The sequence below is a fragment of the Vibrio sinensis genome (genome assembly GCF_003605645.1).
Taxonomy (GTDB): domain Bacteria; phylum Pseudomonadota; class Gammaproteobacteria; order Enterobacterales; family Vibrionaceae; genus Vibrio; species Vibrio sinensis.
The window spans coordinates 395,074-409,207 of record NZ_QVMU01000001.1 but is presented as its reverse complement, the minus strand read 5'-3'; the positions used below and the strand labels follow the sequence as shown (position 1 = coordinate 409,207).

Annotated in this window: 13 protein-coding genes; 5 read left to right on the top strand and 8 right to left on the bottom strand. The window is 42.3% G+C overall.

Going from position 1 to position 14,134, the window contains the following annotated elements:
- Positions 1–422: 422 nt before the first annotated feature.
- Positions 423–641 carry a VF530 family protein gene (locus DZ860_RS01630; RefSeq protein ID WP_120029164.1) on the bottom strand — a complete coding sequence of 73 codons (219 nt, stop codon included), beginning with the start codon at positions 639–641 and terminating at the stop codon, positions 423–425.
- A gap of 298 nt (positions 642–939) precedes the next feature.
- Here DZ860_RS01630 and DZ860_RS01625 point away from each other — a divergent pair, with 298 nt between their 5' ends.
- From DZ860_RS01625 to DZ860_RS01610, 5 genes are all read left to right on the top strand, one after another.
- Positions 940–1,518: a hypothetical protein gene (locus tag DZ860_RS01625; RefSeq protein ID WP_120029163.1), complete on the top strand. Its 579-nt coding sequence runs from the start codon at positions 940–942 to the stop codon at positions 1,516–1,518.
- Positions 1,518–3,149 (top strand): hypothetical protein, encoded by a 1,632-nt coding sequence (locus DZ860_RS01620; protein WP_120029162.1) that lies wholly within the window; start codon positions 1,518–1,520, stop codon positions 3,147–3,149. Before DZ860_RS01625 ends, DZ860_RS01620 begins: the two co-directional genes overlap by 1 nt.
- Positions 3,143–3,310: a hypothetical protein gene (locus DZ860_RS24360; RefSeq protein WP_165862828.1), complete on the top strand. Its 168-nt coding sequence runs from the start codon at positions 3,143–3,145 to the stop codon at positions 3,308–3,310. Before DZ860_RS01620 ends, DZ860_RS24360 begins: the two co-directional genes overlap by 7 nt.
- Positions 3,311–3,462: 152 nt before the next feature.
- Positions 3,463–4,062 carry an HD domain-containing protein gene (locus DZ860_RS01615; protein WP_120029530.1) on the top strand — a complete coding sequence of 200 codons (600 nt, stop codon included), beginning with the start codon at positions 3,463–3,465 and terminating at the stop codon, positions 4,060–4,062.
- A gap of 94 nt (positions 4,063–4,156) precedes the next feature.
- Entirely contained in the window at positions 4,157–4,507 is a 351-nt protein-coding gene (locus DZ860_RS01610; RefSeq protein WP_439333089.1) for a DUF4156 domain-containing protein, read from the top strand.
- 86 nt (positions 4,508–4,593) lie between these two features.
- Here DZ860_RS01610 and DZ860_RS01605 read toward each other — a convergent pair whose 3' ends face one another.
- The 7 genes from DZ860_RS01605 to DZ860_RS01575 all read right to left on the bottom strand — a co-directional run bounded on the left by DZ860_RS01605 (position 4,594) and on the right by DZ860_RS01575 (position 13,926).
- Positions 4,594–6,180 (bottom strand): ABC transporter ATP-binding protein, encoded by a 1,587-nt coding sequence (locus DZ860_RS01605; protein ID WP_120029161.1) that lies wholly within the window; start codon positions 6,178–6,180, stop codon positions 4,594–4,596.
- Positions 6,181–6,182: 2 nt separating this feature from the next.
- A complete protein-coding gene (locus DZ860_RS01600) occupies positions 6,183–7,223 on the bottom strand; it encodes an ABC transporter permease (protein WP_120029160.1) in 1,041 nt (346 codons plus the stop codon).
- Positions 7,223–8,311, bottom strand: a complete 1,089-nt coding sequence (locus DZ860_RS01595) for a microcin C ABC transporter permease YejB (protein ID WP_120029159.1) — start codon at positions 8,309–8,311, stop codon at positions 7,223–7,225. The genes DZ860_RS01600 and DZ860_RS01595 overlap by 1 nt, the downstream gene beginning before the upstream one ends.
- A gap of 10 nt (positions 8,312–8,321) precedes the next feature.
- Positions 8,322–10,139, bottom strand: a complete 1,818-nt coding sequence (locus DZ860_RS01590) for an extracellular solute-binding protein (RefSeq protein WP_120029158.1) — start codon at positions 10,137–10,139, stop codon at positions 8,322–8,324.
- Positions 10,140–10,376: 237 nt separating this feature from the next.
- Complete coding sequence (locus DZ860_RS01585; protein ID WP_120029157.1) at positions 10,377–10,895, bottom strand: NUDIX hydrolase; 519 nt, start codon at positions 10,893–10,895, stop codon at positions 10,377–10,379.
- A 45-nt stretch (positions 10,896–10,940) separates the two neighbouring features.
- The gene (locus DZ860_RS01580; protein WP_120029156.1) at positions 10,941–11,459 is read right to left on the bottom strand and encodes a GNAT family N-acetyltransferase; all 519 of its coding nucleotides are present in this window, start codon (positions 11,457–11,459) and stop codon (positions 10,941–10,943) included.
- A 103-nt stretch (positions 11,460–11,562) separates the two neighbouring features.
- Entirely contained in the window at positions 11,563–13,926 is a 2,364-nt protein-coding gene (locus tag DZ860_RS01575; RefSeq protein WP_120029155.1) for a Lon protease family protein, read from the bottom strand.
- Positions 13,927–14,134 lie beyond the last annotated feature (208 nt).

Below are 14,134 nucleotides of genomic sequence, written 5' to 3'. Positions count from 1 at the left end.
CTAAATTTTGGTTTACTTACTGCGTCAACGCGTGGTGTCTATTCCTCAAGGTGCATCAGTTGGTTTGGTCAATAACCTATCGAATAATTAATCTACCGAAAAAAAGTTCTACTGAAGAAAAGTTCTATCGAAAAAAGTTCTGTCGGATAAATACTGATATCCCTGAGTCTTAGTAAGCATAGCAGCCAGATTGACGTTAACGTTAAACAACACGGTTTACTCTGTCTAAGATCTTGATTTAACGAATGAAATAAAACCAAACTTTAAGTAATTGGAGTACTGACGATGATAAACCGACCTGTGACAGGGTCACTAACATTAAGATTTTGAAAGAGGAGAAGTAGATATAGAGAGGGAAGAGTTAACTACCCAAGCAACTCAAGATCACTTGGGTATGGTATCAAGTAGTAAAGAATTTCGACTTAGCTAAAAGTCTCAACATACAAAGCTTCAACTTTATCGCGAGCCCATTGGGTTTTACGCAGAAACTTCAATGACGACTTGATTGACGGGTCGCTAGAAAAACAGTTTACACGGATCTGTTGATGTAGACCTTTCCAACCATAATGCTCAACCAAGCGTGTTAAGATTTTTTCTAACGATAAACCGTGTAAGGGGTTATTCGGTTGTTCATTACTCATTTAAATGTTTCCTAGTGCAGTGTGCTTTGACGGTGCCACGTTTGACGTTATGACTTATAAGGCTAAAACAAAAGGACTCGACAAAAATGTTCGCCCCGAACATCAAGCGCAAGTTCAATCAATCCGCCTAATATCGTGGCTTTGAATAAGACCCGCAACGATATCACAACTCTTAATAATAGGCAGAATAAAATGGTGGCAAGTTATCGTTTATCTTTTGCTAAATAATAAACACCATTTATTAGTGAATGGCATTCTGTTAAGGTTTAACAAAAATAGAACAGATGTAAGGAATAACATGGCATTACCCCTTCTATGGCTCGGCTACGCTGCTGCCGTCGCAACTTCATCCGCGGTGACCGCTTGGGCCTGTGGTGCATTTGATGATGAAAAAGATTCGAAAGCATACAAAAACGGACATCGTGATGGACATAACTCTGCGACCGCCGACATGAAAGCGGATGTTGATGCCGCTAACGAAAACATGCACAACATGAAAAGTAAGCTTGATGACTTACATACCTATTTTAACTATTCAGTTGCCTTGATGGCGATTGGAGTAACAGCAGCACAATTACGAGATGGCACGGTCAAAGACAAAGAATATAAAGAGATTCTCTCGTTTGTGAATGGTCTTAGTGCAGTGAGACTTCCTAGTGAAATCGTAGTCACTATGCGAACAATTAGAGAAAACCCACCAGGAGCAAATGTCGCTTTCGACGCTGCAAAAGAATGTCAGGTAGATATAGATCTCGCTCTTGAACTCATTGACATCATCATCACAATGCATGGTAACCCAACTCAGCCTCAACAAGCTTTTCGTATGGCTTTTTTACAAAACTGCCAGCATACAAGTCAACAATCTGAGGTGGCATAATGAGCAAGCTATTACGAGAAAGGCAAGCTCGCCTTCAAGCGGCTAAATCTCTTATTTCCCCTGTCACTGATCAACAGCATATCGATGAATTACTCAGCGTTGACTCATCAAATCAGTCGATTCTGATCCCCGAATTTCAACTTGCCACGCCTGATGAAAGTGCAGCAGAACGTATACTTGACGATCTAGAGCAACAATTTGCTCGAAACAATCTTAACACGCTGATTGAAAATGCTCGTCAGCAAGTCATTAGTTCTGTCGTTCCACTAGGCATTGGCCGAAAACTGGCGGAACATGACCAATTGGGCGGCAATGTTGACACCACACATAATGTTCGCAACGAAATCTACGCCACTGAGGTGGCCCAGCAACGTTATGAAGATCGTGAGGCCTACGATAATCGTCGCTATCACAATGAACACGATAATTATAACCACCACCAACGTGAGGGAGCTAAGCAAGTAAAAGAAGGACGCTTAGTCGACGAGTCAACTGGCACAATATTCAAAACCAACGATAAGGGTAAAACCGATAAGAACCTCGACCATGTAGTGTCATCTCACGAAGTACACAACGACCGAGCTGCCAACCTTGCTGGTATTGATACAGCCGATCTCGCCAACAAAGATGAGAACCTTAAGTTCATTAATGCATCAGTTAATAAAACTAAATCTGATGACACGCTTGACCAATATTTAAGTCAACGCTCTGATCGCATCGAAAGTAAAAAGAAACGTATCCAACAGCTAGAATCTCAATCTAACCTATCGGAACAGCAACAAAACGAACTTAAAAATGCCAAAAATTATGTAGAAAAGCAGCAGGCAGTCGATGAAGAGCGATTCAAAAAACTAGACCAAGACGCTCGTAAAGCCATTAATAGTGATGTTGATAAGGCGTACTATAAGTCAAAAGAGTTCATGACGAACTCCGCAGTGTCTGTGGGAAAAAACGGTTTAAAGATGGGACTCTCTGCAGCATTTGGCTTATTACTGAGTAACTTTTTTAACAATCTCTTCGATGAAGTCATCGATTGCTACCAAAATGGCAAGGAAAGTGATTCTCTCATCCAAGAATTAACGATTCGCTTTAAACGTATCGTCCAAAAAGCAAAAGAAGATTGGAAGCCTGTAGCGAAAGCGTTTGCCGTAGGTTGTGTATCTGGATTTCTCAGCGAAATCACGACCATACTGATCAATATGTTTGCCACAACATCAAAACGAATTGTTACCTGCCTACGCGAAGGTGGGCTATCACTGCTACGAGCGATACAGTTTGCTCTATTTCCACCTGCTGGTATCAGCGCGCAACAAGCCACCCATGAAGCATCTAAAATACTTTGTACAGGCTTAGTTATTACTGGAGGAATCTTACTCGATGAAGTGATTGAAAAACTCATCGTTACTGCTACACCCTTTTTAACCCCAATTGCTAACCTAGCCTCTGGCATTGTTTCCTCTGCGTTGGTTGCTATCGTTTCATGCCTTGCGGTATACCTTATCGACAAAGCAGATCTCATCGGGGCGATGCGTGAAAAGAGAACCGAGTTTATCCGCGACGAACTCGATAGCGGATTGAAACAATCTCTCGCTACCAACAAACAATTAACAGAGGTTAAGTTGCCATGTTAGCGGGTGCACTCTATCCTATTATTGTTCTTATTGTTATGTGGGCAGAAGTAATTTTTAGTCTACTAACTGGTGAAACGATCGTTTGGTATGAATGGACCATTGTTGCCATTTTTACGGTTTTATCTGGCGGTTATCTCATTTACACCCTTAAACGGGAATAAACCGATTACCTCTCGCCAGAGATATCTATACTCAATTACAATACCTAGCTTACTGACTGTAATAGTCATAGTGAGTTAGGTCTTTTTAGGAGCGGTATTTGAACTCTCTTTCGCAATTTGAACCACTGTTTTTAGACTTCATCCATGCTGAGATGACGCAAGATTTAGCTCATGATATCAATCATGTTTTACGGGTTGTAGCGAGTGCAAAAGCCTTATGCGTTCAAGAGCAAGCACTACCACAAGTCGTCATTCCTGCCGCCTTTTTACATGACTGTTTTAGTTTCGAAAAAAATCATCCAAATAAAAGTCAAAGTTCAGTGGTTGCAGCAGACAAAGCAATACAATTTCTTAAACAGATCAACTATCCCAGTGAATATCATGATGGCATCCATCACGCTATTGTCGCGCACAGCTTTAGTGCCAATGTCACACCAAGAACGCTAGAAGCAAAGATAGTTCAAGATGCAGATAGACTTGACGCCTTAGGCGCAATTGGCATCGCGCGTTGTTTACAGGTAAGCGTTAAGCTGGATCGCCCTCTCTATTACGCCGAGGATCCATTTTGCCAACAGCGAACGCCAAATGATGGTGAGTACACTATCGATCATTTCTATACCAAGTTGTTTTTACTCGCCGAACGCATGAATACGCAATCAGCAAAGGTAGAGGCAACAAAGCGTACGGATTTTATGCGTGAATACCTTATGCAATTGAACCATGAAATCCACTACAATAATCCACTAAAATAATGGCTAGTCGACGTTTAACCCAATACCGGATATTATCCTAATGGTCTGCATGGTTAGGAACTGTATGCAAGGAAACTCTATGCTAAGGAACTGCATGTTAAAGAATACGATGTTCATTCGTTCGCTTTTTATGATAATTGTAAGTGCTTTGCTTGCCGCTTGTACTGCACCACTCAATGTCACGACTAATCAAAGCCAGCCTATAGAAATAAGAATAGATCCTCAGTTTGATTCAAGTGACTGTCGTTATTTAGGTGAGGTGACTGGCAGTGAGGGGCACTGGTACAGCTACCTTTTTTACACCAATGACACCATGATGAAAGGCGCAATGAACGATCTAAAAAATAATGCCGCTCGCGTTAATGCCGACACTGTTTATATGATAGCCCCCCAAGATTTCACAACGTCATTTAGTCTGCTAGGAATAGCTTATCGCTGTAAATGACCCAGAGAAATAATAGCCATTCTACAAAAATTAATGGCCATAAATAAACGGCCATTCTTCACTCGCTTAGTCATTAGCTTTTAGTTTCAAGATAGCGCGACAAGCTCTTTAGTGTATTCGTGACTAGGTTGATTAAATAAGGTTTGTGTTTCACCCTGCTCGACAATTTCACCTTGGCGCATAACAATCGTATAGTGGCATAAAGATCGCACCACATTTAAATCATGACTAATAAACAAATAAGTGAGATGGTGGCGGGCTTGAAGTTCTTTTAGTAACTCCAATATCTGAGCTTGTACTGTTCTATCTAAGGATGACGTAGGTTCATCCAGTAAAATAAACTGTGGCTTAAGAACCAATGCCCTTGCGATGGCAATGCGTTGACGCTGACCACCAGAAAACTCGTTCGGATAACGATGGCGAGTCTCAGGATCTAAATCGACTTCACGCATTCCAGCGACAATACGCTGATCAATTTCATCTTCAGTCAATTGAGAATGGACGCGTAATCCCTCACCAATCACTTGTGCAACCGACATCCGTGGATTTAGTGCTGAAAATGGGTCTTGGAAAACAACCTGCATTTTACTGCGATAAGGCAATAGCGCCTTACGGTCTAAACCTTGTAGTTCATTTCCCTCAAAAGCAATGGACCCCTCTGAATTCACTAACTTCAAAATCGCCATTCCAGTGGTTGATTTACCTGAACCACTCTCGCCAACCAATCCAATAGAATGGCCTCGTTTAAGAGTAAAGCCCATATTAGTGACCGCTTTCACATGAGAAACGACTCGTTTAAATATGCCCCCCGTAATGGGAAACCATACTTTCAACTGCTCAACGGTCAACAAACTAGGAGCATCGCTATCAACTACAACTGGTAAGCCTTTAGGGTCAGAATCTATCAATTGTCGAGTGTAAGGGTGTGAGGGACGATTGAAGATAACTTCCGTCGAATCCACCTCGACAAGTTGTCCTTGTTGCATCACAGCAACTCTGTCCGCAATACGCTTAACAATACTTAAATCATGAGTAATAAACAGCATTGCCATACCGAGTTCTTGTTGCAGTGCTTTGAGCAAATCTAAGATTTGAGCTTGAACCGACACATCTAATGCCGTCGTTGGTTCATCTGCAATCAATAATTCTGGCTCATTAATCAACGCCATCGCAATCATCACGCGTTGTCGTTCACCACCAGACAATTCGTGAGGATACGCCGAAATTTTCACTTCAGGGTGTCGAATACCCACTTTACCAAGCCACTCAATAGCAAGTTGCTCCGCTTTGTTTTGCCTTAATCCTCGGTGGATTGCGAGCGTTTCTACCAACTGTTTGCCAATTTTATGCAATGGGTTAAGCGACACCATAGGCTCTTGGAAGATCATACCAATTCGCCCACCGCGAATACCTCGCAACTGACGCTCTGAACAACTCAGCATATCGGTTCCTGCAAAGTTGATCTTCCCCTCTAGATAATGAGCAGAACCTCTTGGTAATAACTTCATTACTGCATTAGCTGTTACGGATTTACCAGAGCCACTCTCACCAACCAGAGCAAGGGTCTCCCCTTTTCGAACACTAAGAGAAACCTTATCCGTGACACGGTCAATCGATTTACCGCGACCAAAGCCAACCGATAGGCCATCAATGGTTAAAATCGTATCTGACATGATTATCGTCCTTGATGATGAGGGTCAAAGGCGTCACGAACAGCTTCACCAATGAAAACCAATAATGTCAGCATAACTGACAAAACCACGAACGCTGATATACCAAGCCAAGGTGCTTGTAGATTCGCTTTACCTTGGGCTAATAACTCACCTAAAGACGGTGACCCAGCCGGCAAACCAAAACCTAGAAAATCAAGCGAGGTCAATGTTGTAACCGATCCAGATAAGATGAACGGCATCATAGTTAACGACGCAACCATCGCATTAGGCAACATATGCCTTAACATAATACGGTTATCACTCACGCCCATCGCCTGCGCAGCGCGAACATAGTCAAAGTTACGGCAACGTAAAAACTCAGCCCGCACTACCCCGACCAAACTCATCCAACTAAAGAGCACCATAATACCGAGTAACCACCAAAAATTTGGCTCGACAAAGCTCGATAAAATGATCAATAAGAACAGCGTCGGCATCCCTGACCAAACTTCAATAAAACGTTGACCAAAGAGATCTAACCAACCGCCGTAATAGCCTTGACTCGCTCCGACCGCAACGCCAACAATTGAAGAAACAATAGTCAAAACAAAACCAAAAATGACTGAAATACGAAAACCGTAGATTATTCTAGCTAACACATCTCGGCCTTTATCGTCTGTACCTAACCAGTTAACACTATCCGGTGGGGATGGCACCGAGCCAGTAATATTGTAGTTAATCGTGTCATAACTAAAACGAATCAGTGGCCATAGAATAAAACCATTCTCTTCAATTAATTCGATCACATACGGGTCGGTATAATCGGCTTCAGTTTCAAATTCACCGCCAAATTCAGTCTCTGAATATTGATTAAAAATGGGGGCATACCACTGATGTTGATATTCAACCAGCAAGGGTTTGTCATTAGCGATCAATTCCGCAAACAGACTAAACACAAATAAAACCGAAAATAACCACAGAGACCAAAATCCCCGTTTGTTTGCTTTAAACCGCAACCAACGAGCTTCATTAAGCGGATTTTTTATTTTCTTTTTCGCTTGCATCAACGCGCCTCAAAATCAATTCGGGGATCGACCCACATGTAGGTCAAGTCTGAAACAATACTTAAAATCAAACCGAGTAGCGTCATGATATAAAGAGAGCTAAATACAACCGGATAATCACGCTGAATCGTAGATTCAAAACCTAACAAACCAATCCCCTCCAGTGAGAACATCACCTCAATCAACATCGAGCCAGTGAAAAAGATGCTGATGAAAGCGCTAGGAAAGCCCGCGATGATGATCAACATTGCATTGCGAAAGACGTGCTTGTAAAGAATCCCCCCCTCATCAAGCCCTTTAGCTCGTGCGGTCACCACATACTGCTTATTGATTTCATCCAAGAATGAGTTTTTGGTCAGCATGCTCAACGTTGCGAACCCACCAATCACCATCGCAAAGATTGGCAACGCCAAATGCCAAAAGTAATCAAGAATTTGTTGATACCAAGTCATCTGGTCAAAATTGGATGAAACGAGCCCTCTCAGTGGGAACCAACTGAAATAGTTACCGCTTGCAAACACGATGATCAAAATGATCGCAAATAGGAATCCCGGAACGGCATAACCCACAATCACCAATGCACTGGTCCAAATATCAAAGCGCGTACCATGGTGTATAGCTTTCATTATCCCAAGAGGTATTGAGATAATATAAATAATTAAGGTGCTCCATAAACCCAATGAAATGGACACTGGCAGTCGGTCGACAATCAAGTCAATGACGTTGCCCCCCTTAAACAAGCTCTCACCGAAATTAAAAGTGGCGTAGTTTTTCAGCATGTCGAAGTAGCGTTCATGCAATGGCTTATCAAAACCAAATTGCTTCCTGATCTCCTCCACGACTTCTGGGTCGAGGCCGCGAGAACCTTTATAACCCGTGGCGCTCGCATCTTTGCCATCCCCTAAATCGACTTCCGTTCCGCCACCAGCAAAACGTTCCATAATGCCATCATTGTGCCCCTCCAACTGTGCAATAGCCTGTTCAACAGGCCCGCCTGGAGCGACTTGGATGATGAAAAAGTTTATGGTGATGATCGCCCACAAAGTGGGGATCACCAACAATAATCGGCGAAATATATACGCAGCCATTTATCCCTCTTTAACGGCGTTTTTCAGGCAATTTTTGAGCTTTATCTTCTGAGATCCACCAAGTATCGACCGCAAGGTCATACTTAGGAATGATCGTCGGACGCTCAAATTTGTCCCACATTGCTACTCGATATTTACCCACATACCATTGTGGAATAATGTAAAAGTTCCATTGAAGTACCCGATCTAACGCTCGGCCTAGTGGCAACAACTTATCTGGGTGTTGTTGGTTCTTGGCAATTTCTTCCGTCAGTTTATCAACGACAGGGTCGCTGACACCCGCTGTGTTGTAGGTTGAATCAATATAGTTTGAGTTCCATACAATCAGTAGATTTGGGCTTGGATAAGCATTAGCCGAATACGAAGAAGAGACCATGTCGAAATCACGATCACGTAAGCGTTTAATATATTGAGTGGTATCTACGCTGCGGATTTTCATATCAATCCCCAAACGCTTCAGATTTTTCTGCAATGGAATCGCAATTCGCTCAGTGGTTGGGCTATAAATCAGTAACTCAAACGCCAACGGCTTGCCCGTTTTGGTATTTGTCATGACTTTATTTTTCAGTTCCCACCCAGCTTCTTTAAGGAGTGCAAAAGAGGTGCGCATCTGGCTACGAATACGGCCAGAACCATCGGTTACGGGTGGGTGATATTCAGCGGTCCAAACTCTTTCTGGAATTTGATTTTTTAGTGGGGTTAATATGTTTTTTTCATCATCAGTTGGTAAGCCTTTCGCTTCATATTCGGTATTTTGAAAAAAACTACGGGTACGATTGTACTGACCGTAAAACATATTATCGTTCATCCACTCAAAGTCCATCGCATAGGTAAGCGCTTCACGGACTTTAGGATCGGCGAAAACTTCCGTTTTAGTATTAAATACGAATGCTTGAGTTGGCTCAGGTCTTTCATTGGGGATTTCTTGTTTGACGATATAACCAGAATCAAAATTCGCCCCAGTGTAAGAGTTCGCCCAAAACTTGGCTGACGTCTCCATTCTAAAATCGAATTCACCGGCTTTAAATGCTTCTAACATTACCGTCTCATCACGGTAATAGTCATACTGAATTTGCTCAAAGTTGTGTCGACCCACATTGACAGGTAGGTTCTGAGCCCAGTAATTCTCGTCCCGTACATAGGTAACACTTTGCCCGGGTTTAAAATCACTCACTAAATAGGGACCACTGCCGATAGGAGGAGCTGAAAGTGGTTCAGAAAAGTTTTTGTCTTGCCAAAAATGCTTAGGTAATACTCGACTTGATTGGGCAAAGCTAAACAGTTTTTCTCGATTTGGCACCTCCATTTCGATGTGGACCACCAAATCACTCTTTGCCGTTACCGACTTAATTTCTTTGTAATAAACACGGTATTGAGGAACACCCTCTTTCATGAACTTATCAAAACTAAAGGCGACATCGTGTGCGGTAATAGGCGTGCCGTCATGGAATCGAGCGTCTGGATTAATATCCACTTCCATCCACGTATAATCATCAGAATAACGAACGCGTTGAGCAATTAAAGGGTAATAGGTGTCCACCTCATCACTTGGTGAGTACATTAAGGTGTCATACATTTCGAGACTGCCTGCGGCTGAAACACCACGGGAGGCAAAGCGATTAAAGTTGTCATAGGTACCAACACGCGCATAGGTCATTTTCCCATATTTTGGCGCATCGGGATTCACATAATCAAAGTGGCGAAAATCTGGAGCGTACTTTGCTTCACCAAATCCGGCCAGCGACGTAGATTCAATCACCTCAGACCAAGCTGTCGAACTCAATGCCGCCAGCATACTACCAATCAAAAAATGCGGTATCTTCTTCATGGACAACTCCCTTTAGTCCCATTTTATGTTTACTTCGTCAACAACGTATTTTCATCGCTACGCTATCAGCTGTTGCTACCTCAACAGAGTATCCTATTCAAAAGCGTTAATTAATATTAATAATTCAATTACTTGGATAAGTATAGATGAAATCTCATTTACACAAGGTCACAAAACCATATCTGGTGATTAAATAAACAAAAGCCCGCATCGGCGGGCCCTTTCGATTCACTGTATTTAGATCATCTCTTTTGCAATCAAATGAAGCAAGAACGTTTCACGCTCAATACTCATGCCTTTCTTGTCACTTTCTGCCATGGTCTTTTCATTATGAGCAATCGCTTGGTGAATATTAACCCACACTGGTTTCATTCCATTTTTGATTTCATAATCTTCAAACGCGGTTTGCCCTAATTCTCGGTCTACTTTGCACGTATAACAGTACGAAATCATATGCATTATATCGGCATCATCTTTATACCAAGGACGAAATTCTTCAAAAATACCAAATGGCTTAATTCCATGAATATTCTTAGCCCCGGTCTCTTCTTCAAGCTCACGAACCATTCCGGCAATGATATCCTCGCCCTCATCTAAGCCACCACCTGGAATGGTATAGTCTTGATAGCGTTCAGTGTACAGCATCAAAATATCTTCACCACTGACGACAATGGCGCGAGCAGCGTTACGTTTAAATACTGATTTACCGTCTAAATGTTCAATATCCGGGTGAACCGTTGTGGCTAGATGTCTCATAGATAACTTCTGTCGGAAAAAGAGACGGCGATTCTATCAGATGTTCTACCTAGTACAAATCAGGTTACGACGCATAACGTGCTGAGGCCCAGCACCACCGCCCATATAAAGCTCTCCAGTGTCTTCAAATAGTGTATTGATATAACAGCGGTAACCTTGACTGTTTTCGCAATTAACCGTGAGATAAATATCCGATGCTTTAGGGTAATGATCTTTCACATAATCTGGCAGTGCTAGCATGGTTCGCTGACCAATACCTTTCCCTTGATGTGATTTATCAATAAAAAATGCCCGCACACCGACTGATTTTGGTGCAGCAAATGAGTGATGTTGTGGGTAATGTGTATCTATCAAAAAGAAGCCAACGACTATTTTTTGCTCAATCACCAAATGGGGATGAACATGAGGGGTAACGTTAGCAAGAATATCATTCATGCTGCCGACAAAAACCAACTGGTCCTTATCCACAGAAAGTCGCGATACTTGCTCTGTGTAGATTGAATTTAATGGCTCTAACGTTATTGTTGAGGCTGAGTTAACTGTTGTTTTCTCTGTTGTATTCACCGAATTGGCCCTCTAACCCGTCGTTAATAACTGAATAACTTAACTTTGAATAACTTAACTTTGAATAAATAAAGAAAAGGCACTCCTAAGAGTGCCGTATGTATTATTTACGCAGTGCGTTGAGCTTCGCTTGAGCAATACCATAAATAGTATCGACCGGATAGCTGCCCTCATCACTTGGTTCACCCGCTTTTTTGCCGGTGAAAAGTTCGATAGCTTCCGTCACATGGTCAATCGCCCATATGTGAAACTCATTTTTCTCGACCGCTTTAACAATATCGGCTCGTAGCATCAAGTTATGCATATTCGCACGAGGAATAATAACCCCTTGCTCTGAAGTGCGACCTTTAATGACACAAACATCGAAGAATCCTTCAATTTTTTCGTTTACGCCACCAATCGGCTGCGACTCACCAAACTGGTTCATTGAGCCAGTTATCGCGATATCTTGACGATTCGCCTGTTTAGAAAAAGCAGAAACAACCGCACAAAACTCAGCCATACTCGCACTATCTCCGTCGACTCCTCCATAAGATTGCTCAAACGTAATCGTCGTGTTCAAAGGTACTCGAGCTGTTTTACCAAAGACCGATGAAAGGTATGCAGACAAGATCATCACCCCTTTTGAGTGAATACTGCCACCAAGATCAACACTGCGTTCAATATCGATTACCTCACCCTCACCGTAGCACGTTGTCGCGGTAATTCGATTCGGCGCACCAAACATATATTCGCTAGTACTTAAAACCGACAGTGCGTTAACTTGCCCGATAGCACTACCATGTGTATGAATCAGGGTTGTGCCATTGATGAATGTCTCCATGACACTGTCTTTAATTCGGCTTACTCGCATCTCTTGGTTCGCTAACGCTTCTTCCACATGGCTAGAACGAATCATGTTCGCGTTAGCTTGTCGAGCCACATAGTTAGACTCACGTAATAAATTAGCGATATGAGCAGAGTGTAGCGACAACTTGTTCTGATCTCCCGCTAAACGGGCACTGTGTTCAATTATTCGAGCGATAGCTTTACGGTCACAATGAAGCAATCCGTTGTCTTGTATTACACTCGAAATAAATCGCGCATACTGTAGTTCCGAATCCGACGTCCGTTTCATTTCGTCTTCAAAATCCGCAGTCACTCTAAATAGTTCACTAAACTCCGGATCATAATGTTGTAGCAATTGATAAGTCCGGTAATCACCAAACAAGATAATTTTGATGTCTAGTGGAATAGGCTCTGGGTCTAGAGACACCGCGCCGGTCAAGGTTACTTCTTTTTCCAGTGACGTAAAACTTAACTGTCGTGCACGCAGTGCGCGCTTGAGACCATCCCACACATAAGGTTGCTCAAGAACCTTTTGTGCATCAATCATCAATACACCGCCATTCGCTTTGTGTAAGCTACCGGCGCGAATTAACGAGAAATCGGTAAAAACAGTCCCTTTGAATGTCGCCGTTTCAACATAACCAAACAGTGAATGATAGTTCGGACTTTCTTCGACGATGATAGGAAACTCACACTCACTACCACGGCTTACCAACACATTAACCTTATAGCGGCGTGGCAGCTTTTTATCTAACGATGCTGTCGCAATTTCGGCTTGCTCATTGACCTGTTCTAAAAAGATATCTGCATTCTCAACAATATCTTTCTGTAAACTCGTTAGGTAGGTTTTGATTTCAGAATAACCTGAGTAATCTTCTTTCAACTGCTTAATGAAATGCGTGATCACATCTAACGTCACATCGTCATTCAGTTTTTTAATTTTTTCGCTGTAAGTCTCTTCCCATTCAGTCAGTTGGCGAACCATGTCACGTAGTTGCACCTCAAGCGCATCAATGATGCTACTGAACTCTTCCTGCTCTTTCGCGCTCAGTTCATCAAAGGACTCTTCGGTATGTAGCTCTTCCCCTTGCATCGCAATGAATTGATAATCACCTTGAGGCGTAATCGAAAGGCTAATCCCCTTTTCTTTCGCTTCTCGACTAATTTGTTCCAGTTCGCTGGCTTGTTTCTGGGCTAACTGGTTTTTGAGCTTATCAGCGCGGCTAAAGTACATTTCGTTATCGAACGCCAATGGCATGGCAACCACTAATTTGGATAGCAGTTTATCGATATCTTGCTTGAGCTTACTACCAACGCCACAGGGTAATTTTAATACTCGAGGAGTTCGCACATCTTCAAAATTCGCGACATAACACCAATCAAATAGCTCATTTTCATCGTGTTGATGTCGATTTAGATAACGCATTACCATCGTACGCTTACCTAGGCCATTTTGCCCAATCGCGTAGATGTTGTACCCTTTTTCCTTAATGGACATTGCAAACTCAACCGCTTTCTGGGCGCGTTCTTGGCCTACAATCTCGTCAATCGGCGGCAACTCTTTTGTCGATTTACTCGACAATTTGTCTAACGTTGCTGCGTGATAAAGCTGACTTTCGTTCAATCGTTGAATAGCCATTCGCAACTCCTTGTAAATTCGTACCAATGTTAAAAAGTGTAGATGAATTTTATTTACATTTTAGTGACTTACGCAACATTCGGGGTCAACCGCTCAATAATCAAACAAAAGAATCAAAAAAATAACATTTAAATGATAACTATTTGCATTAATGCGGCAATTGATTTTTAATAGCTCGCATCAAAGTTACCTGTGAACAAAGACCAGC

Bases quoted from the DNA above. Each gene is read 5' to 3' on its own strand.
- DZ860_RS01630 (WP_120029164.1), bottom strand. From the start codon at position 641: ATGAGTAATGAACAACCGAATAACCCCTTACACGGTTTATCGTTAGAA.
- DZ860_RS01625 (WP_120029163.1), top strand. From the start codon at position 940: ATGGCATTACCCCTTCTATGGCTCGGCTACGCTGCTGCCGTCGCAACT.
- DZ860_RS01620 (WP_120029162.1), top strand. From the start codon at position 1,518: ATGAGCAAGCTATTACGAGAAAGGCAAGCTCGCCTTCAAGCGGCTAAA.
- DZ860_RS24360 (WP_165862828.1), top strand. From the start codon at position 3,143: ATGTTAGCGGGTGCACTCTATCCTATTATTGTTCTTATTGTTATGTGG.
- DZ860_RS01615 (WP_120029530.1), top strand. From the start codon at position 3,463: ATGACGCAAGATTTAGCTCATGATATCAATCATGTTTTACGGGTTGTA.
- DZ860_RS01610 (WP_439333089.1), top strand. From the start codon at position 4,157: ATGTTAAAGAATACGATGTTCATTCGTTCGCTTTTTATGATAATTGTA.
- DZ860_RS01605 (WP_120029161.1), bottom strand. From the start codon at position 6,180: ATGTCAGATACGATTTTAACCATTGATGGCCTATCGGTTGGCTTTGGT.
- DZ860_RS01600 (WP_120029160.1), bottom strand. From the start codon at position 7,223: ATGCAAGCGAAAAAGAAAATAAAAAATCCGCTTAATGAAGCTCGTTGG.
- DZ860_RS01595 (WP_120029159.1), bottom strand. From the start codon at position 8,311: ATGGCTGCGTATATATTTCGCCGATTATTGTTGGTGATCCCCACTTTG.
- DZ860_RS01590 (WP_120029158.1), bottom strand. From the start codon at position 10,139: ATGAAGAAGATACCGCATTTTTTGATTGGTAGTATGCTGGCGGCATTG.
- DZ860_RS01585 (WP_120029157.1), bottom strand. From the start codon at position 10,895: ATGAGACATCTAGCCACAACGGTTCACCCGGATATTGAACATTTAGAC.
- DZ860_RS01575 (WP_120029155.1), bottom strand. From the start codon at position 13,926: ATGGCTATTCAACGATTGAACGAAAGTCAGCTTTATCACGCAGCAACG.